At 50.6% G+C, this 18,677-nt stretch carries 19 protein-coding genes; 4 read left to right on the forward strand and 15 right to left on the reverse strand.

What is annotated here, in order from left to right; translation table 11 throughout:
• Nucleotides 1–4 precede the first annotated feature (4 nt).
• From SFW65_02290 to SFW65_02300, 3 genes are read right to left on the reverse strand one after another with little or no spacing between them, the layout of a single operon-like run.
• The gene (locus tag SFW65_02290; protein MDX1921942.1) at nucleotides 5–646 is read right to left on the reverse strand and encodes a dienelactone hydrolase family protein; all 642 of its coding nucleotides are present in this window, start codon (nucleotides 644–646) and stop codon (nucleotides 5–7) included.
• A 4-nt stretch (nucleotides 647–650) separates the two neighbouring features.
• On the reverse strand, nucleotides 651–1,403 hold the full coding sequence (locus SFW65_02295) for a hypothetical protein (GenBank protein ID MDX1921943.1): 753 nt from the start codon (nucleotides 1,401–1,403) through the stop codon (nucleotides 651–653).
• Between the two features lie 21 nt (nucleotides 1,404–1,424).
• A complete protein-coding gene (locus SFW65_02300; GenBank protein MDX1921944.1) occupies nucleotides 1,425–2,093 on the reverse strand; it encodes a glutathione S-transferase family protein in 669 nt (222 codons plus the stop codon).
• A gap of 201 nt (nucleotides 2,094–2,294) precedes the next feature.
• Here SFW65_02300 and SFW65_02305 point away from each other — a divergent pair, with 201 nt between their 5' ends.
• The gene (locus SFW65_02305) at nucleotides 2,295–2,693 is read left to right on the forward strand and encodes a hypothetical protein (protein MDX1921945.1); all 399 of its coding nucleotides are present in this window, start codon (nucleotides 2,295–2,297) and stop codon (nucleotides 2,691–2,693) included.
• Between the two features lie 23 nt (nucleotides 2,694–2,716).
• Here the strand turns inward: SFW65_02305 and SFW65_02310 are convergent, their stop codons facing one another.
• Entirely contained in the window at nucleotides 2,717–4,090 is a 1,374-nt protein-coding gene (locus tag SFW65_02310) for a nitronate monooxygenase (protein ID MDX1921946.1), read from the reverse strand.
• 59 nt (nucleotides 4,091–4,149) lie between these two features.
• Entirely contained in the window at nucleotides 4,150–4,626 is a 477-nt protein-coding gene (locus tag SFW65_02315; GenBank protein MDX1921947.1) for an MAPEG family protein, read from the reverse strand.
• A gap of 211 nt (nucleotides 4,627–4,837) precedes the next feature.
• Between SFW65_02315 and SFW65_02320 the strand changes: the two genes are divergently transcribed.
• A complete protein-coding gene (locus SFW65_02320; protein ID MDX1921948.1) occupies nucleotides 4,838–5,131 on the forward strand; it encodes a 4a-hydroxytetrahydrobiopterin dehydratase in 294 nt (97 codons plus the stop codon).
• A gap of 5 nt (nucleotides 5,132–5,136) precedes the next feature.
• Here the strand turns inward: SFW65_02320 and SFW65_02325 are convergent, their stop codons facing one another.
• A complete protein-coding gene (locus SFW65_02325) occupies nucleotides 5,137–5,511 on the reverse strand; it encodes a hypothetical protein (protein MDX1921949.1) in 375 nt (124 codons plus the stop codon).
• A gap of 219 nt (nucleotides 5,512–5,730) precedes the next feature.
• Between SFW65_02325 and SFW65_02330 the strand changes: the two genes are divergently transcribed.
• Entirely contained in the window at nucleotides 5,731–7,089 is a 1,359-nt protein-coding gene (locus tag SFW65_02330; protein ID MDX1921950.1) for a hypothetical protein, read from the forward strand.
• 73 nt (nucleotides 7,090–7,162) lie between these two features.
• Nucleotides 7,163–8,212, forward strand: a complete 1,050-nt coding sequence (locus SFW65_02335) for a M48 family metalloprotease (protein ID MDX1921951.1) — start codon at nucleotides 7,163–7,165, stop codon at nucleotides 8,210–8,212.
• 15 nt (nucleotides 8,213–8,227) lie between these two features.
• On the opposite strand, the gene phaZ is transcribed toward SFW65_02335, so the two are convergent.
• The 9 genes from phaZ to SFW65_02380 all read right to left on the reverse strand — a co-directional run bounded on the left by phaZ (nucleotide 8,228) and on the right by SFW65_02380 (nucleotide 18,676).
• Complete coding sequence (gene phaZ, locus SFW65_02340) at nucleotides 8,228–9,469, reverse strand: polyhydroxyalkanoate depolymerase (protein MDX1921952.1); 1,242 nt, start codon at nucleotides 9,467–9,469, stop codon at nucleotides 8,228–8,230.
• A gap of 230 nt (nucleotides 9,470–9,699) precedes the next feature.
• Nucleotides 9,700–10,083 carry a hypothetical protein gene (locus SFW65_02345; GenBank protein ID MDX1921953.1) on the reverse strand — a complete coding sequence of 128 codons (384 nt, stop codon included), beginning with the start codon at nucleotides 10,081–10,083 and terminating at the stop codon, nucleotides 9,700–9,702.
• A gap of 240 nt (nucleotides 10,084–10,323) precedes the next feature.
• A complete protein-coding gene (locus SFW65_02350; protein ID MDX1921954.1) occupies nucleotides 10,324–11,043 on the reverse strand; it encodes a lipid-binding SYLF domain-containing protein in 720 nt (239 codons plus the stop codon).
• A 99-nt stretch (nucleotides 11,044–11,142) separates the two neighbouring features.
• Nucleotides 11,143–11,946 carry an ABC transporter permease gene (locus SFW65_02355; GenBank protein MDX1921955.1) on the reverse strand — a complete coding sequence of 268 codons (804 nt, stop codon included), beginning with the start codon at nucleotides 11,944–11,946 and terminating at the stop codon, nucleotides 11,143–11,145.
• Nucleotides 11,943–12,674, reverse strand: coding sequence for an ABC transporter ATP-binding protein (locus tag SFW65_02360; protein MDX1921956.1), 732 nt, complete (start codon nucleotides 12,672–12,674; stop codon nucleotides 11,943–11,945). Before SFW65_02360 ends, SFW65_02355 begins: the two co-directional genes overlap by 4 nt.
• 45 nt (nucleotides 12,675–12,719) lie before the next feature.
• A complete protein-coding gene (locus SFW65_02365) occupies nucleotides 12,720–14,039 on the reverse strand; it encodes a hypothetical protein (GenBank protein ID MDX1921957.1) in 1,320 nt (439 codons plus the stop codon).
• 11 nt (nucleotides 14,040–14,050) lie between these two features.
• Nucleotides 14,051–15,838 (reverse strand): acyl-CoA dehydrogenase C-terminal domain-containing protein, encoded by a 1,788-nt coding sequence (locus tag SFW65_02370; protein ID MDX1921958.1) that lies wholly within the window; start codon nucleotides 15,836–15,838, stop codon nucleotides 14,051–14,053.
• 12 nt (nucleotides 15,839–15,850) lie between these two features.
• Complete coding sequence (locus tag SFW65_02375) at nucleotides 15,851–16,306, reverse strand: hypothetical protein (GenBank protein ID MDX1921959.1); 456 nt, start codon at nucleotides 16,304–16,306, stop codon at nucleotides 15,851–15,853.
• A gap of 27 nt (nucleotides 16,307–16,333) precedes the next feature.
• A complete protein-coding gene (locus SFW65_02380; GenBank protein MDX1921960.1) occupies nucleotides 16,334–18,676 on the reverse strand; it encodes a 3-hydroxyacyl-CoA dehydrogenase NAD-binding domain-containing protein in 2,343 nt (780 codons plus the stop codon).
• Between the last annotated feature and the right edge of the window lies 1 nt (nucleotide 18,677).

Genomic DNA, 18,677 nt, shown 5'->3' on the forward strand with positions numbered 1-18,677 from the left:
CCATTTAAGCAAAAATACGTTGCAGAAATGCTGCGCCAATACGAATTCCGCTTTCATCAATACTGTGGCCCAGATTGGGTTGCAAATGCAATTCGCATGGTATCGCTTCGGCTTGCAGCATTTCCTGCGCCTTTTTTGAATAGTCGGGCGAGACAATATCATCCATCAACCCGCTGACCAGACAAATGGGCGGGCGGCTTCTAATCTCCGCATGCAGAGATTTGTGGCTGAGCAATGAACCCGAATATCCAAGAATACCTGCAAGCCCATCTTCGCGGCGCGGGCCAACATCAAGGCTGACCATCGTGCCTTGCGAAAAACCAACCAGGGCTAGTTTGTTGGACGGCAGTGAAAATTCCGCCAGCAATTTATCTATGTAGTCATTGACGATGGGCCGATTGGTAATCATATCCGCCGCCATGACTTGCGGCGTGCGGTCTTTAAGCGAAAACCATTGGCGACCAAAGGGTGCCATATCATAGCGGTGCGGTGCATCGGGCGAGACAAACACGCAGGCAGGCAAAAGGTTTTGCCAACGATGGCCTAAGTCCAGCAGGTCTTTGCCATCGGCGCCCACGCCGTGAAGCAGCACAACAATCTGTTGTGGTTTTTCGGCAGGGATAATGCGGTAATCATTCAGCTTCATGGTGTTATTTGGCGGCAGGTGTTACTGGCGCGAGCGCGGCAAAGGATACGGATGCGTTCATTTCAATCTTTTGCGATGTTTCAACGCCGCCCATACTGTTCGTTACGCCTTCCATTTGCGGTGCGGATGCAACTTGCGCATCCATCATCGCCATACGCCCTTTCATCATCATTACCTGCGGTTGCATGATGCCGCCTGCACCGCCAAAGCTGATATTTGCGATGCGGAATTTGCGGTCCGGATAGGCAGCGTTGATGGTTTCAAGTTCCTTGGTTGCTTGTGCCATCAACTCCTTGCGGAGTTGTGCGCGCACCGCTTCAAATTCGGCAAGGGTTGGCGAAAAATCAACGCTGACCACGGCGATTTGCATCCCTGCTTTGCTGGCTGTCTTGGCCTTGGCCTGAATGCCGCCCAATTCGCTTTCAGGCAGACGCGCTTCGAATAGCGCAACCCATTGTTCAATGCCGCTGGGATCCTGATTGCGGTTAAAGCTGGTTAAACGCCACTCTGTTTTATTATCGGCGGTCTTTGATGCCAGATCACCCACGGCTTTGATCATCGTATCGCGCGTCGAGCTGGCCTTTTCGCCAACCACTGCGGCATTCACCGAAACGGTAACACGTGCAGCTTTGGCCTGCACCCAGCCTTCGGAAACGAGGTTGACGGAAATCATGTCATCGGGTTTGGCTTCTTCGCCCGCATATACAAGGGAAGGAAGGAGAAGGGCAGATAGCAGAACAAGTGCGCGTAGCATCATAGCAGGCTCCTTTTGATTGAATTAAAAATCCAGATTAGCGTAATTGGGCGGCGGTGGCAGACCAGGGATATGATCAGCAAGAAGTGGGCGAAAGGATGGCCGTGATTTAATGCGCGCATACCAGATATGCGCATCATCGTATTTATCCCACATAATATCGCCCAGATAATCAATGACCGATAAATGTGCCGCTGCGCTGATATCAGCCAGTGATAATTCATCGCCCGCCAGCCAGTTATTTTGCCCCGCCAGCCAGTTGATGTATTTCATATGTTCATCGAGCGCGGTATAGCCCTTGCGGATGGTGAGCGCATCGGGCGTTCCCAAACTTTGCAAACGCTTCAAGGCTTTTTCGCCCAGCAGCGTCACGCCCACATCGGCATAAAAGACGCGGTCAAAAAAACCGCTTAAGCTGCGCACCTTGGCTTTTTCTTCCAAGGTATCGCCGAGCATGTTCGGGCGGTCTTTCACCTCCTCCAGATATTCGCAAATGGCATGCGTATCGGAAAGGGTGAAACCATCCTTGATGACCAATAGCGGTACTTCACCCGTGGGTGAAAGCGCCATGAATTCCGCGCGGCGTTCCCACGGTTTTTCAATCACCGGTGTAAACGCCATATCTTTTTCAGCCAGCAACAGCCGGATTTTCCGGCTGAACGGCGATAGGGGATGGTGGTAAAGGGTGTACATCAGGGAAAAGCGCGAAAAGCACTGGAAAAGGAATGAAGGCGCTAGAATAAGTCACAAATCACTTTGGTTTCAACCTGCAATCAGCATCCTATTCGCGGAGTTGGTAAGGTTCATTAATGGGCAATTTTGCTGCGAATACTTTCGTTTTGCGGGTGTATATTTCCAGCATTAAAACGCAGGCCAATTTTTTAGGTGAGCATTATGTATCCGGTTAATTGGGTTACCGCAAAAGTGGTCGAGAACTGCCCCCATCATTTCATCATGGAATGGGAAGGTGCCAATGTGCCCAAGGGCGCAAAGGTTGGCGGTCTTGTGGTGACCGAGATAAAAGGCAATCTGCTTGAAAACCCAAAAACGCCACTGATTGGCTTTTTCATAGTGCTGGATAAGCCCGATAGCTTTAACGGCAAATGGCGTATTCTGGTGGGCAGCGACCACAATACCGCAACAAACCCCGATGGCAGCGTGTGCGTCAATGCGCCACCGCATGTTTTGGATGAACTAAAAAATTATACCGGCAGCATCGTGCCGCGTGATGAGGCAGTTAGCGGCGCTATTACGCGCCGTGCAGGCGCAACGCAGCGTACATACGCAAGATAACTAATTCAAATTAATCACCAGCACTAATCACCTGTGGTGATGCGTTCGACCAGTTGCTTCACGGTTGGAATAAAGCCATTGGCATAGAACGGGTCGCTGGCAAAGCGGTAAGCGTTGTGGCCAGCAAACATCAATGAATTCTCCACGTCACCATCATGGCTGATGTTCTGCAATGTCTTTTGAATGCAGAAACTGCGCGGGTCTGGCTTGCGGCCAGTGGTGCCTTCTTCGTTCTGCGACCAGTTGGAAAAATGGCATGCGGACAGACAGCCCATGCATGCGACTTGGTCAGCGAGAATTTCGCGCTTGCGCGGTTCATCAACGAAAATAAGCGTGTTGTCGGGTGTGCGCATCGCTTCGGTGAAGCCTTGGGATATCCAGCCTTGCGCACGTTCTTTATCGTGCGGGGCAACAAATACCCCGCGTGAACGCGGGCCAATCGGCAATTCCGCAGTGTGTTCGCCCACGGCAGTTACCGAATACGGAATTTGCCGTTCGGAACGCGCGGTGAGTTCGAGCAAGAACGGATTTTTTACGGCGGATGAATAAAATCCGGTTGGCGAAAAGTGGTTTAAATAAATATCGCCCTTTTTTAAGGTGAGCAGGCGTTTTTTCCACGCATCCGATATCGGGCTTTCCTTGGTCATTAAGGGGCGCGTACCGAATTGGAACCCCATGGGCCCCAGTTCGCTATTGCCAATCCAGTCTTTCCATTCGCGCAGATACCACACGCCGCCCGCCATGATGATGGGGGTGTTTTCCAAACCCAGCGTGCGCATCAAATCGCGCAAGGCCTTCACGCGCGGGAATGGCGGTTCGGGTTTGAGCGGATCTTCGACATTCGATAGGCCGTTATGACCGCCCGCAAGCCACGGGTCTTCGTACACCACCGCGCCTAACCACTGCGCAAATTTGTGATAGGCGCGTTTCCAAAGCGCATTGAATGCGCGCGCGGATGACACGATGGGATAATAATAAACGCCGTAGGATGCGCAGATTTCAGCTATTTTATATGGCATGCCCGCGCCGCAGGTCACGCCGTGCACCATGCCTTTGGTTTGTTCCAAGATGCCTTTTAAAATACGTTCTGCGCCGCCCATTTCCCACAAAATGTTCATGTGGATGCGGCCTTTGCCATTTGACATTTCATAGGCGGTTTTGGCTTGCGTGATACCGCCTTGAATGGCATAGGCAACCAGTTCTTCATGACGTTCTTGACGCGTGCGGCCTTTGTAGATTTGCGGGATGCGGTTGCCGTTGGCATCATAGCTGTCGGCATTTACGCCGGAAAATGTGCCAATGCCACCCGCAGCAGCCCATGCGCCGGAGCTTTCACCGTTGGAAACCGAAATACCTTTGCCGCCTTCGATGATGGGAAGAACTTCGCGGCCGGACATGATAATAGGGTTGAGCGTAAACAATGCTAAATCTTTCTAGTATCTAAGAGGGGGTGACGCTACCAGATGAACAGGCTGCGTACAATTTGAATGGCGGAGATGATGAAAAGGATAACAATAACGCTTATTCCCATGATGAAGCCGGGGAAGCGGTTTTTAGGATTTTTGTAATACGCCATGGCGTAAATAATCCGGCTGATGGGCCAGAACACACCAATTGCGGCGGCGATTTCATCACGCGCAGCTAGCGCGGTAATCCATAGCAGCGGCAAAAAGATAACCAGATATTCAACCGAATTGGCATGGGCGCGAAGTACGCACATGAATTCTTCAGGGCCGGTCATGGTTGGAACCTGAACGCCATATTTTTTGCGGGCCACGCCGACCTGATAGGCCAGCACGAACACCACCAGCAGGGTGAATAACGTCACAAGACCGGTAAATGGCCAGCCAAAGACGTTGAGTTCAAGTGCTTCGCCAATACCAGCGGGCATGCCATTCATGACTGGCGCAGAAGATGGAATGATTTCATTCATATGGAGCGTCGCATGCAAGAGGGAAAGGAAAAACCTGAAGAGGGGCGCAGCATATCAGCAAGAGGGGCTGTGAAAAAGCATATTTATCACTATACCAACGGGTAAAAAAGCTTATATTGATTGATGTTATTCAAATCAATGGGTTTGAGAGGGGTTGGAACGATCCCCTTGAACCGCTCATTTTAGAACCCCGCTGCTTGAAGGACCATTCATGTCACGCCCTTGCCTGAAACCTGCTGAAGTGAAATCCGCTTTGAAAAAGCTCCCCAAATGGAAGCTCGCCAAAGGCGGAAAAGCCATAGAGCGCGAATATACGTTCAAGAATTTCAGTCAGGCCTTTGCCTTTATGACGCGCTGCGCGATGAAAGCCGAAAAGCTTAATCACCATCCCGAATGGGGCAATATTTACGATTGGGTGATGGTGACATTGACCACCCATGATGCGGGCGGTGTAACGGAACTGGACATCCAGTTAGCAACCGCGATGGATGCGTACGCGAAGTAAGTTATTTAAAAATTACGCTCAATCATATGAACTTCGCCCGCAGCGAAATTATCCTGCGCACGTTCATAATGGCGCGCGGCAACGCTTTGCGCAGATGATGGCAATGCGCCGTGATAGCTTAGTTGCTCATTCGCCTTTTGAATAAGCCCTTCGACTTGGTGTTTTAAACCCAGTTCCAACAATTGCGCGGAAAACGATGGATGCGGCAGACCATCACCCAGCCGCGATGATGCAGGATAAATCGGCGTAATTTCCAACCCCACCGCGCCATCGGCAAACGGGCCAACATGCGCAACGCGTTGCCGCATCAATTCGTTTTGACGGGCGCTTTGACGTGTCAGAATGGGTTTGGACGAAAGTGGGAATACCGATATCGACATGAAACAGCAGCAGTTGGATTGATTCGCGAACCAGCCCAGTATGGGAAGGAATTATCTTGTCCGTACAATCAAAAGCATTTCTGTGGATAACTTTGCGCCGGTAATGATTCGGAATCTGTCAGGGTTGGCATCATCCGTTTATTGTTTGTTTACATCATCGCTCCCCAATTCTACGCTGCTACCCTTGGGTCTTTCGCGTTTCTTTCAAAGTGATTTGGTATGAAAAAAACTTATCTAAGCCGTTTTGCGCTTTTGCTGGCCGTTATGTCGGTAGCTGCATTTGGCACTTTATCGGTTTCGGATGCTTACGCTGCCGCACAGTCAAACGCGCATCATGCCAAGACGCATCACGCCAAAAAAACAACAGCCAAGAAAAGCAAAAAATCCGCCAAAACCGCGAAGAAGCCGAAAAGCGGTTTTGAATTAAAGGCGCCGCCGGCATCAAAGGCGGCGCATGCGCGCGCGATTATGGGAACACCTGATCCGAATGTCGATGAACCATCGGAAATGATTACTGCGATCAAGAACCGCGCGCAGGATAAATTCTGGGATGGCAAGCGCCCTTATCCCGAACAATTGCGCGAGCAAATGAGCCCGCCACCACCCGCGCCGATTTTTACCGGCGCGATTGCGCAAAAGGAATTGCAAAAGCGGGATGGCACCAATCCGACAGGTCTTCGTAACGATACATTGCGCCGTGCCAGCTATTCCGATATTTCCGGCGTAACCTTTGATGATCAGCCCTTGCGCATGAACGCATCGGAAGCATTCCGTCGTTCGCTCGACACGGTTTCATTCGAACTGGGTCGGCCGTGCAAGACCCAAGAATATTTTGGCTGGCCGATGCAGCAAAGCGAGCAAGCGCGCGTTGACCGTATTTTTGAAGAAACCAACGCCAAATTCAAATTGCGCGGATATAATTTGCAACCCAAGAAACCGCGCTCGGTGGGCAGCGATGTTGCCGCCTTTACTGCAGACCGCAGCAATAAACGCATTTTGGGAATTTGGTCAGCGGGGGATGTTGGCTTGCTATTGCTGATGTGCGATTCAGATGTGCCAGCAGCCACCGCAGCAAAAGCAAAACCCGATGCGGCGCTTTCCAAAAAGAAACTGCGTAAAGCGAAAAAGAAATCACGCAGCGCCGTAACATCAACATCGATTACCCCGTCCAGCACTGGCGCAACACAGCCTGATGCGCCCACAGCAGGCGGTGATCCGAATGGTGGTGCAAGCCCCGCCGGTGCACCCACAGAAGCAAAACCGCAAGTTATTCCTGGCGCGCCGCCAAAAACTTTGCCGCCAGAACCTGTACAATCCGTGCCAACGCAACCAACAGCTCCGGCTGTGCCTGCGCCATTACCCGCGCCAACCCCAGTGCCAACACCTGCTGCACCAGCACCTGAACCAAAGGCGGAAACACCGCCTGCAAATTCTGGTGTGATTAATCCATCGAACGCATTTATCCCTGCCGATGCGCCAACCGCGATGAAAGCAGGTACGCCGGATATCAAGCCACCAAGCGTGGATGGCGCAGTAGATGCTGCCAAAGACGCAGTTAAAGACGCGGTTAAGCCATAGGCGCAAAAGTTAATCTATTTACTTTCGTTATCTATCCATAAAATGCCCGATATAATTTATCGGGCATTTTTTTATGACATTTAAAGTCCAAGTCGCAGGGTTGCAGGGCAGTGAAATTGTGCATCTGCGCCCGATTAAGCCATGGTCACACTGGGACAGCGCGGTGACGGTTGCGTATTTCGGCGCGGCTGCGGCGATGATGCTCACGCTTGGCGCTGAGGTGACGAATATTCTATCGGGTGGTCTTGCTGATCCAACCTCGTCGGTTGATGTTGCAAAGCAGGCAAGCGGTGTTGCGATCTGGTGGTTTGCAATGCAGGAAGCGCGGCAAGCCTATCAGGATCTGAAACGCTTTATTCAAGTCACCAGCGCAGCGATTGAAAAACTACCGCAGGTATCGCATCCCATGCTGGATGCGTATCGCAACGAACTTTATACCCAGATGCGCAAGAACGGCGATATGCGCACCATCCGTTTTGTCGATAAAGATGATATGGAAACGATACTGGGTTATCAGGAACGCAGTTTGTCGCCGCGTGCCTGCACCAATCCCACGTTATCAAATAATGTAATCTGCATTGGCGTAAACCGCGCCTTTTTGCGTAGCCGTGACCATGTGATGCAATTTGCAGTTGTGGCGCATGAGGTCGCGCATCCCTATGGATGGAACAAGATCCAGCTTATCGCCCGCGGCATGCAGCGCGCCAATACGCAAATGGTTATCTTTGGCGTGTTGCAGGCATTGGCTTTTCAAAATCCTATCACCCTAGGTTTGGCGCTGACATCGGCGGTGGTGGTTCCCGCATTATTGCAGGCGCATTATCGCCGGCAGGAATTCCGCTGTGATCGGGGCGCTGCGCTATATACGGGCGATGCTGCGAATGTTGCCCATGCGCTAACCCAGCTTGAACATAATGCGAAGCGCTTTTCGCCAACCCAATCACGTCTGGGCGGATCATCGACCGCTACAGGCTGGCAGGATAAATTGAACCAGATCATGTGGCGCGGGATTGAAAAAGGGCTTGGCGCATTGATGGATACACATCCGCCTGTCGAACGACGCATTCGCGTGCTGCATACGCTTGCCAAACACCAAGCGTATCAGCGACAAAAACTGGGATAAACGGGAAGTGTAGCGTTAGCCGGCTTTTTTGGAAGCCGTGCTGGTGCCTGCATGTTTACGGATGAAATCCTTCACAATCGGCTGAATCTCACCTCTCCAGCGGCGGCCATTGAAAATACCGTAATGGCCCACGCTTTTAATCAGGTGATCTTCTTTTTGTGATGCCTTCAATCCGCTGCACAAATCATGTGCGGCGATGGTTTGGCCAGGCGCGGAAATATCATCCAGCTCCCCTTCGATGGTGAGCAGTGCGGTTTGTTCAATCGCGCTTGGGTCAACAATCATGTCTTTCCAGCGGAAGGTGCCTGCGGGCAATGCGTGTTCCTGAAATACACGTTGCACGGTTTGCAGATAAAATTCTGCGGTGATGTCCATCACCGATAAATATTCATCATAGAATTTGCGGTGCGATGCGGCGGATGAACCATCGCCCTTTACCAGATGGTGGAACAGGCGAAGATGCTCACCCACATGGCGATCCATATTCATCGACATAAAACTGGAAAGCTGCACGAAGCCCGGATAAATCTTGCGCATCGCGCCCGGATAATAGGGCGGAACGGTAGTGGTTACGGTGCGTTCAAACCATGATAATGGCTTGTCCTTGCCCAGTTGCGTTACCTTGGTTTGCGCACGGCGCGTATCAATCGGGCCGCCCATAAGCGTCATGGAGCGTGCTTGAGCAGGATCATTCATCTGCGCCATTAGCGATACTGCACAGAGCACCGGCACCGCAGGCTGGCATACCGCCATCACATGGACCTCGGGTCCAAGGGCACGAATGAAATCCATGATATAGGAGATATTATCTTCCAAATCGAATTTGCCATCACTTAGCGGCACAAGGCGCGCATCGATCCAGTCGGTGATATAGACATCATGTTCGGGCAACATCGCTTCCACGGTGCCGCGCAGCAGCGTGGCATGATGGCCCGACATCGGCGCAACGATTAAAACCTTTGGATCGATATTCGGGGTCTTGCGTTCGAAATGCAGCAAATTGCAAAACGGTTTGTGCATCACGGTTTTGATGGTGACGGGAATGCGCACATCGTCAATTTCGGTGTGGTCCAGCATCCATTTGGGTTTGTCATACCGGCGCGTCGTGCGTTCGATTAATTCGGCACCTGCCGCCATCACACGGGCGTAACCGGTTTCAGGCATCAACGGATTTTGGAAAATGGCTTTGGTAACACCGGCCAAAGCGCGCATCGGCGCGGCCATAAGATGTGAGAAGTCATAAACGTGATAAAGCATATCTGTTTCCTGACACCGCTATTGCAGCATGTAAACATTAATAAGAGGTAACTATTTGATAACCATAGATAAGTTGACTAGCGCACTATAGAGGCAGGGTATGAAGGAGGGTTTAATCTTGTTGTGCATTTAATATAAAAAGACAAGGTCGAATCATTATAGTTCAAAGGGTTAGAAAGAAAGACGAAAATACCATTCCAGCGTATGTAGCGCATAAAAACCTTTAAAGATCATGGGCGCGGTTTTGGCAAACTGCGTAACCAAAGGGTGGTGAGAAGGAAGGCTGTAACCCCGTCGATCCGTTTGCGCTGTATGGGTGTTTGCTGGATGCCCAGTGTTTTGGTGGAGCCAAGCCAGATGCGTATGGCTTTGCGTTGCTGGGCTTTCATCCGCAATTGTTTTTCAAACGCATCAAGGCTAAGCAAAATGCGCAACGCGTCAAGCTTGGCGGCTGCAATATCTGCCAGCAAATTCAAAATCACATGACAGGAAAAAGGATTACGCTTGGTTTGAATGAAAAGGCCGGAGCGTTTTGCGCGCAGGTTCATCAAGGTGGTGCGTGCGGCATGAAGTTCCTGATACGCGGTTGCGCGGTGGTTTAAAACAGCAAGCATAAGTATCCTTTAAAGTAACGCCCGTATTAGCGGGCGGGTCAGCAGTCGCTGCCCTCAAAAATAAAACTTAGAATATGAGATAAGCATACGTTCCAAGTGTTTTACTTGCATGAACGCAAAATGCTTTCAGCAAAATTTCAATTTTGAAATTAGTTCAAATTAAAAGTATTTTACTCAAACGCCGTAAGGCTTCGCTCGCATAAGCTCCCAGATTTTTCTTGGGAACGACGGTCGTCGTTCTTATGGCATTGCGGCGAGTAATTTATCTGCGTTGGGCGAGGTGAATTTGCGCTCGACCAAAATGGCTTCGGGCACGGCGCCTTTGCCGTAGAACGCTTCATTCCAGCCATTATCCGGGGTAATGACAGTGCCATCTAATGAAATGCCAACATATAACCCTTCAGAGCGCGCAAACGCATAGACATCTGCATCTTGTCCCAAACCGGTTGCCGCATGTGCGCCGCGCCCAATCGTGCCGATGGATGCGCCCGCATCCGCGCCAAGCGTGAGTTCGTGGTCAAGCAAGGCGCGCAAACCTTTTTCGCTCATCACGGTTAGGATAAGTTCGGATGACTGTCCACCAAGCTGGAATCCGTAATTGATGCCGCCAATGGTATAGAATGCAGGATTGCTCCATTTATTATCCGGCCCTCTGGCCAGTAACACACCGCTGCCGCCATGGCCGCCAATAAGAAAGCTGAGCTTGATCATGCGCGGCACAATCAGGATTGCTTTCGCTCTGGTGGCGAGATTAAGCAGCGATGGATAATCAGGGTTTGATAACATCGATTCCACCGTGGCCTGTGCCTTGACCAGCAGTTCTTTTTGATCGGTGATGTCATCGGGCGCTTTAACCGGCGGAGATGGCTGCGTTTCTTCGCGGGACATACCGCTGACTGCATAGGCGGGCGCGCTGATCAGCGCAAAAAGCAGGAAGACATAAAAAGGCAGAAAACGCATGAGTGTCCTTGGTATTGATTCGAAAGCAATATAATAGATTTAACCTGTGTTCAAAACAGGGCAAGTGGGTATTCGTGCTAAAATCTGCGCGGGTGTGGCTTACTCGTTCAAATTGAGCAGATTCCCGCGTTTTCTTGCGCCATGCAGTGTGGCGAAGAAAATACAGATGGCAATAGCAAGGTAGAGCAGATTGGTGAGGCTGGCATGCAGCATCAAGGTTGCGTCAACCACCCCGCCAGCGGCAAGTACGCGCAGGCTTTCGAACACATGCGAGATAGGCAAGGCATGGCCGATGAGCTGGAAGGGGAGCGGCAAAATATCAATCGGGTAATAAACCCCCATGAAGGGGATGAATGCCCAGCTTAGCATCCAGCCAAACCATTCCGCGCTTTGCCCGAAACGCAGCAACAAACTGATGAGCAAGATGCCGCAGGTAACCCCCGCTAGCAGCATGTTCAGCGTAAAGGGCAACAACCATTCCCCAAGGCTAAGCAGATTATAGCCGAATAACACCCAACATAATGCCACCGCAGGCACCAAAGCGAGCATGCGGATCAGCATGATAACCACATACGATGCCAGTTGTTCCCAGCCACGCATGGGGCTGGTATAGAGCTGCCCCAGATTGCGCGAATAGATTTCTTCGACAAACACCAACAGGAAACTGAGCTGGCTGCGCAGGAAAAATTCCAGCAACAAGGTCGCGCCCAAAATGGAATGGAAGTTTATTTCCGCGATCCCGCGTTGTTTGAGCAGATAATAATTCATAAAGCCCAGCAACATGGTGTTGATGACCGGCCAATAGAGGCTTTCAAACAACCGCGGCATGGAATGCAACAGCAGCGTAACGTAACGCAGCACCAGCGCATAAATGCGACGAATGGATAAAATCACCGCGTTCATGCCGTGCCCGTTTCGCGCACCACATCCAGAAAAATAGCTTCCAGATTAGTGCGGTTGAATTGCGCATAGAGTTCGTTGACGGTGCCGCGGTGCATAATCTTGCCTTTATGCATCAGCAGCACATGATGTGCCATCCGTTCCACTTCCTGCATATTGTGCGATGCCATTAAAATGCTTGCGCCGGTGTCTTGTTGATAGTGCTTCAGATAGTTGCGCACCCAATCCGCGCTATCGGGGTCGAGGGATGCGGTCGGTTCATCCAGTAACAAGACCTTTGGTTTATTGAGCAAAGCTTTGGCAAGCGAGACACGGGTTTTTTGCCCTGCGCTTAGGCTCCCGAATTTTTTATGAAGGAAATCCTTGAACTGTAATGCGACTGCCAATTCGTCGATGCGGGCTTTTAAATGGGGTACTCCGTATAAATCACCATAGACCGACAGATTTTGTGCCGCAGTAAGCGCTGGCGGCAAATCCACATAAGGGGATGAAAAATTCATATCGGGCAAGGCAGCAAAACGATGGGTCGCCATATCATGGCCCAGAATATGCGCGCTGCCCGACGAGGGAAGGGATATGCCCAGCAACATCATCATGGTGGTGGTTTTGCCCGCACCATTGCTGCCCAGCAGCGCAACAATTTGCCCCGCATCAACCGAAAAGTTGATTGTGTTAACGGCAGTAAAGCCAGCAAATGTTTTAGAAAGATTTTGCACAAGAATAGGTTGCATGACGTGACTATATAGTCATGTTTGCAGCAAACGTGTAGGTAAATTTTAGTATTTTTTGCTGGTGAGAATGGGAACACCGGTTTTGGAAATACCCAGCAGACGGTCAATAAGCCGTCCCTGGAATTGCCTGAAGCCCAGTTCGCGGCCAACGGTAATCGCATCCTCACTATCACAGCGGCACAAGACGACACTTTTCTCGCCAAATTCCGATAGCAGCAATTTCACTTCTGCCAAGGCGGGTGGCTGCGCGGTGTTCAAACCTTCTGGCGCCCAATAGACTTTGAAATAATCAAACCCCAATTTGTTTTTATCAAAAAAGGGCAAGGTGTGTTGAGTTAACCCATCAAGGCAGAGCTGGTAGCCGCGTTCACGAAGGAAATCGCGCGCAAATACAAACGCGCCCATATCGCTGAATAAATCCACCTTATGTACTTCAACCACTACGCGGCCGCGCAATTGCGCAGGGATAAGCGCATCAAATTTCGCAAATTCAGGCGACAGTACGGTTTGCACATTCAAATTCAAACTGAATGGCATGTCAGGATTGATGCCAGTATTGGAAAGCAGCGTGAGCACGCGTTTATCCAGCGTGCGCGTCAGGTAATGGAACAGCCAGCGGTCTGAAAGCAAATCGATATCCGGCGTGCAGATTTTTTGCAAATCATCGATGGAGACATATGCTTCCTGAAACAATGGTTTGGGAATGCCGGTTTCATCAATCGTACATGCCATTTGACGGCGTAGAATATTGGTCAGGTCCGCGCGTTCCAGAATGGAAATCAGCTTGGCCAGATCGCCGGGCACAAACGGGCGCCCACGGGTCGATGTTTTGATGTTCTTGGCTTCAGTGGCTTCCTTGGTTTTGCGCAGGCGCTCCATGCTCTTGTATAAAATGAGCACATCTTGCTGCAATAAATCGTAATTTTCTTCAAAGTCGTAATAGCTGGCAAAGCCACCGGTTTCATCATCGCTGGAATGGTATTGCGCGAGCGGATCTTCGGAAAACAAAATGCGCAATTTATCCACTGCTTCGATGAGCGAGTGCATTTCAACGTCTTTGCCAAGGAAAAACAAATCGCCATTGCTGAGCGTGAAAATGTGGCCAGCGTAGGATTTAACATGGTTTTCAAAATTATCGGCCGCGATACGCAAATAATGTTCGCGTCGGTTATGATGCTGCAATTTCGAAAAATGGATATGCGCCGCGATGCGGCCTTCGCGGAAGGCGCCCATACGTTCCACCGCATCAAGCAATAGCCGTTCCGGCATTGCCACACGTTCTTTGTTGGTGTCTTTGGAAAGTTGCCATACGGAATTGTTCGGCGTGACCGATGGGAAGGCGGGTGCTTTGGGATCCTTGGCCATTCACGCGTTCCTTAAAATAAGTCAGCACTCATACTCATGACCGGTTTTGCGCCCGCCTGAATATTCATCATGCGTGCATTGATCTCCGGCAGGACCTTGGCAAAATAAAAATCAGCCGTTTTAAGCTTGGATTCATAGAATGCTGTTTCGCTGCCTTCAGCAATCTTGGCATGCGCAGTCTTGACCATCAGCAGCCACATATAGCCCAGCACCAGCAGTGAAAAGCCACGCAGATAATCGGTGGCGGCCGCGCCCGCTTCTTCGGGGTTGGCGAAACTGCGCTGCGCCATCAGCAATGAAATCATCTGGAAGCGCTGGAAGGTTTTGGCAAAGTTCGGCAAGATATCTGCAAATGCGGGATTATTGGAATTTTCCTTGATGAATTCCGCGCAGGGCCAGAAGAAGCGACGCAACATGCGGCCAAATCGTTCCGGCATTTTGCGGCCAACCAGATCAAGCGCCTGAATACCATTCGTGCCTTCGTAAATTTGCGTGATACGTGCATCGCGCACAAATTGTTCAACGCCATATTCGCGGATATAGCCGTGCCCGCCCATAATCTGCACCGCCAAATTTGCAGCATCAAAGCCATGATCGGTCATCAGGGCTTTGGTGATGGGGGTGAGCAGCGCGACGAGTTCGCCTGCTTCCTCGCGCACGGTTTCATCGGCATGTTTGGTCTCGATGTCCAGATTCATGCCAACCCAAACCGCCAAGGCACGCGCGCCTTCGGTGATGGATTTCATGGTCAGCAACATGCGGCGTACATCGGGGTGTGCAATGATGGGATCGGCCACTTTATCCGGGAATACCGCGCCCTTTAATCCTCTGCCTTGCAGACGGTCTTTGGCGTAGGATAGCCCGTTTTGATAGGCAATTTCGGCAATACCCAACCCTTGCAGACCAACCGCAAGGCGGGCTTCGTTCATCATGGTGAACATCGCTTTCATGCCCTTATTGGGAACGCCAACCAGCCAGCCGGTTGCGTTATCAAAGTTCATGACACAAGTCGCGGATGCCTTAATCCCCATTTTGTGTTCAATTGAACCACACACCGCGCCATTGCGCGCGCCAATTCCGCCATCATCCTTCACCAAGAATTTTGGAACAAGGAATAAGGAAATGCCGCGTACACCCGCAGGCGCATCAGGAAGTTTAGCAAGCACCAGATGGACGATGTTCTCTGTTAAATCATGTTCACCGGCGGAGATGAAAATCTTTGTGCCAGAAATCGAATAGCTGCCATCACCTTTTGGAATGGCTTTGGTTTTAATGAGGCCAAGATCGGTGCCGCAATGTGGTTCGGTCAAGCACATGGTGCCCGACCATTCACCGGTAACCATTTTTGGAAGATATTTTTGTTTGAGTTCAGGGGTGCCATGTTTTTCAATGGCGTTATACGCGCCGTGGGAAAGCCCCGGATACATCCCAAAGGATAAATTGGCAGAACACACCATTTCATCGAGCAGAAAGTTCAGCAACAACGGCAACCCTTGGCCGCCAAATTCCTTACTGCATGAAAGGCCCATCCACCCGCCTTGGGTGAATGTTTCGTACGCTTCTTTAAAACCTTTTGGCGTGGTTACTGCGCCATCTTTAAACTTGCAACCTTCTTCATCCCCCGATTGGTTGATGGGCAGCAATACTTCTTCGCACAGTTTTGCGCCTTCTTCCAAAATGGACTGGAACATATCGGGCGTTGCTTCTTCATAACCGGGAAGTTTGGCAAGCGCGGCCGTATCAAAAACTTCGTTCAGCAAAAATTGCATATCACGTAAGGGGGCTTTGTAGGTGGGCATAATTTCCTCGCTTTAAGACGCTTTTTGCAATTGACCGTAAACCACAAACCCGATGCCCGACAGCATCAGTAACCCGCCAATCACCATGGAGGTATTGAGCTGTTTTTGACCGAATAGCAGATAGGCAAATAACGGGATAAGAATGACGTAGAGAATTTCAACAAGCCCCGTATAGGTGGCGGAATTCAATTTCAAACTGAGATGCAAAAAGCTGGAAGCGACGATCACCGCCAAGGGCACAGACCACAACCATGGTTTATGCTCGTGGGTAAAGAAGGGTGTAAAATCGATGGGTGATTTTAACAACAAGCTAACCAGTACGGCAGCGCCCAGCATGCCAATACCATGTCCGGCAAGGCCGGTGGGCACGGAAATAACATCGTAATTGCGAGCATTGACGGTGTAAACAAATGCCCAGCCCAGTGCTGCAAAAATTGGTAGATAGATGGCGATATTCTTCAATTCCATACCAGTTCCACTTATTGGTTTCACGTTCTAGTTACGCAATGGCTTTCCAGTTTCCAGCATGTGTTCGATGCGGGCAATCGATGCAGGTGTGCGAATAAGTTTCATGAACCCTTCAAATTCCAGTTTGTACACATCATCTTCGGTCATGACTTTGATGATGTTGGTGTTCTTGCCCGTGAGGATATCGGCCAGCACATCGATTACCACTTCATCATGCGGCGTTACTTTCCCAACCGCTTTCATCGCACCGACGGATAAGCCAATCGCGGCTTTGCCCGGCGGGCCTGCCAGACGATAGGTATAGGGTTCTGGCGCTTTGTAATCTTTTGCCAAATTCAATGCGGCGTTCTTCGCATCCTGCAATAAACGGTCAACATTGAAGGTGATGGTATGATGCCCATCCAAAAGCACCATCATATCGCGCGCTTCAAAGGCGGATTTGGAATATTTGGCGGTAGCAATTTGTTCGAAGACCTGTGCCAGCGCAGGCATTGGGCCTTTCTTTTGCTTGGGATGATGATAAGCGCGGCCCAGTAATTGCGCGCAGCCGCCCCAACCGGGGATAACGCCAACGCCAACTTCTACCAAACCCGTATAGGTTTCAGCATGCGCCACAACGTGGTCAGCATGCAGATGAATTTCACAGCCGCCGCCCAGCGCCATGTTATGGGCAACCGTGACTACAGGGAATGGTGCATAGCGCAATTGGCGGTAGGTGTTCTGGCCTTCCTTTACCAATTGTTCGATGGTTTCCCATGAAGCGATGTTGATCGCGAAAAGTGCAAGGCCAAGATTTGCACCAACGGAGAAGTTCGAGCCTTCGTTATGAATGACCAGTGCTTTGTATTTTCCATTGCTTGCAGGAATGATTTTACATGCTTCCTGCAAGGTTTTGAAAATATCGGGATCAATCGCGTTCATCTTGGTGTGGTATTCGGCACATAATACGCCATCGCCCACATCCCATAAACTGGCGGAACCGGTTTTGAATACAGGTTTTTCAGCCGCGCGTTTCACATCAGACAGCAGCAATACGCCCGCCGCACGTTTGACAGGTTGGAATTCACCCGATGTCGTCAGGTAATGCAGCTTGCCATTGATGGTTTTATAAAAGCTTTTTCCAGCGGCCTTTTGCAGCAATTCGGGGATGCGTGCGTTCTCACGCTTCAAACGGTCAATGAACCAGTCAACGCCCAAACGGTCAATCAGTTCAAACGGGCCTTCGCCCCAATTATAGCCAAAGCGCATCGCTTCATCGACCGCAACAATATCATTGGCGATCTGCGGAACGAGCGATGCAGCGTATGATAAGCCATCACGCAGACATGTCCATGCGAATTGGGAAATTTTATCGCTGCCTTCACATAGTTTGGCGATATTTTTTCCGGCAGATTCCAGCGCGGAAAGTTTTGCACTTTCGGATTTGGAATATTCGCCCGTTTTCAGATTGATGGATTCCTTGACCTTGCCACCGTTTTCTTTGTTGATGCGGTAAAAGCCGCCCTTACCTTTACGGCCCGTATAGCCATCGGCAATCATTTTATTGAATAGCGGTACATCGCGGTGCAGGGCGCGATACGCATCTTCGGATGGCAGCGTTGCCAAGAAACTTTTTGCGATCAATGGCATCAAATCAAGACCAACCAAGTCGATGAGGCCAAACACGCCTGTTTTTGGCATGTTGAACGGTTTGGAGCACACAGCATCCGCCTCTTCAACGCTGATGCCCAGATCCATCGCGGCATAAACCGCGCGTTCCATCCAATAGGTGCCGATGCGGTTGGCGATAAAGCCCGGCGTGTCTTTGCATACCACCACGCCCTTGCCCAAAACCTCATCGCATGTTTTGCGGATAAGCGCAGCGGCATCGGGGCGTGTTTTCGGGCCGGTTACAAATTCCAGCAGACGCATATAACGCGGCGGGTTGAAGAAATGGGTAATTAAAAAATCAGCTGCAAATTCTTCCGATTGGCCGCCGGTTAAAACACCAAGTGGAATGGTGGAGGTGTTGGAAGAAACAATGGAGCCTTTTTTGCGAACGGCATCAATTTTTTTATAAAGGTCGGCCTTGATAATCGGGTTTTCGATGATGGCTTCGATGATCCAGTCCACCTCGCCAAGTTTATTCAAATCATCGCGCAGATTTCCGGCGGCAATGCGCTTGGCAAAATCCTTGTGCATAAACGGTGCGGGATCCATCTTCAGCAATTTTTCCAATGCGCCTTTGGCAACCACATTGGGGTCAGATGCGCCATCCGGCACGATATCCAGCAACATCACGGATAAGCCAGCATTGGCGAGATGCGCTGCAATCTGGCTGCCCATGACGCCCGAACCAATCACTGCGACTTTGGAAATTTTTTCAATCATA

The organism is Alphaproteobacteria bacterium (assembly GCA_033762625.1).
Taxonomy (GTDB): Bacteria; Pseudomonadota; Alphaproteobacteria; order UBA9219; family RGZA01; genus RGZA01.

What these genes read in the sequence shown, in the direction of transcription:
- SFW65_02290 (MDX1921942.1), bottom strand. Translation starts at nt 646, where the DNA reads ATGAAGCTGAATGATTACCGCATTATCCCTGCCGAAAAACCACAACAG.
- SFW65_02295 (MDX1921943.1), bottom strand. Translation starts at nt 1,403, where the DNA reads ATGATGCTACGCGCACTTGTTCTGCTATCTGCCCTTCTCCTTCCTTCC.
- SFW65_02300 (MDX1921944.1), bottom strand. Translation starts at nt 2,093, where the DNA reads ATGTACACCCTTTACCACCATCCCCTATCGCCGTTCAGCCGGAAAATC.
- SFW65_02305 (MDX1921945.1), top strand. Translation starts at nt 2,295, where the DNA reads ATGTATCCGGTTAATTGGGTTACCGCAAAAGTGGTCGAGAACTGCCCC.
- SFW65_02310 (MDX1921946.1), bottom strand. Translation starts at nt 4,090, where the DNA reads ATGTCCGGCCGCGAAGTTCTTCCCATCATCGAAGGCGGCAAAGGTATT.
- SFW65_02315 (MDX1921947.1), bottom strand. Translation starts at nt 4,626, where the DNA reads ATGAATGAAATCATTCCATCTTCTGCGCCAGTCATGAATGGCATGCCC.
- SFW65_02320 (MDX1921948.1), top strand. Translation starts at nt 4,838, where the DNA reads ATGTCACGCCCTTGCCTGAAACCTGCTGAAGTGAAATCCGCTTTGAAA.
- SFW65_02325 (MDX1921949.1), bottom strand. Translation starts at nt 5,511, where the DNA reads ATGTCGATATCGGTATTCCCACTTTCGTCCAAACCCATTCTGACACGT.
- SFW65_02330 (MDX1921950.1), top strand. Translation starts at nt 5,731, where the DNA reads ATGAAAAAAACTTATCTAAGCCGTTTTGCGCTTTTGCTGGCCGTTATG.
- SFW65_02335 (MDX1921951.1), top strand. Translation starts at nt 7,163, where the DNA reads ATGACATTTAAAGTCCAAGTCGCAGGGTTGCAGGGCAGTGAAATTGTG.
- phaZ (MDX1921952.1), bottom strand. Translation starts at nt 9,469, where the DNA reads ATGCTTTATCACGTTTATGACTTCTCACATCTTATGGCCGCGCCGATG.
- SFW65_02345 (MDX1921953.1), bottom strand. Translation starts at nt 10,083, where the DNA reads ATGCTTGCTGTTTTAAACCACCGCGCAACCGCGTATCAGGAACTTCAT.
- SFW65_02350 (MDX1921954.1), bottom strand. Translation starts at nt 11,043, where the DNA reads ATGCGTTTTCTGCCTTTTTATGTCTTCCTGCTTTTTGCGCTGATCAGC.
- SFW65_02355 (MDX1921955.1), bottom strand. Translation starts at nt 11,946, where the DNA reads ATGAACGCGGTGATTTTATCCATTCGTCGCATTTATGCGCTGGTGCTG.
- SFW65_02360 (MDX1921956.1), bottom strand. Translation starts at nt 12,674, where the DNA reads ATGCAACCTATTCTTGTGCAAAATCTTTCTAAAACATTTGCTGGCTTT.
- SFW65_02365 (MDX1921957.1), bottom strand. Translation starts at nt 14,039, where the DNA reads ATGGCCAAGGATCCCAAAGCACCCGCCTTCCCATCGGTCACGCCGAAC.
- SFW65_02370 (MDX1921958.1), bottom strand. Translation starts at nt 15,838, where the DNA reads ATGCCCACCTACAAAGCCCCCTTACGTGATATGCAATTTTTGCTGAAC.
- SFW65_02375 (MDX1921959.1), bottom strand. Translation starts at nt 16,306, where the DNA reads ATGGAATTGAAGAATATCGCCATCTATCTACCAATTTTTGCAGCACTG.
- SFW65_02380 (MDX1921960.1), bottom strand. Translation starts at nt 18,676, where the DNA reads ATGATTGAAAAAATTTCCAAAGTCGCAGTGATTGGTTCGGGCGTCATG.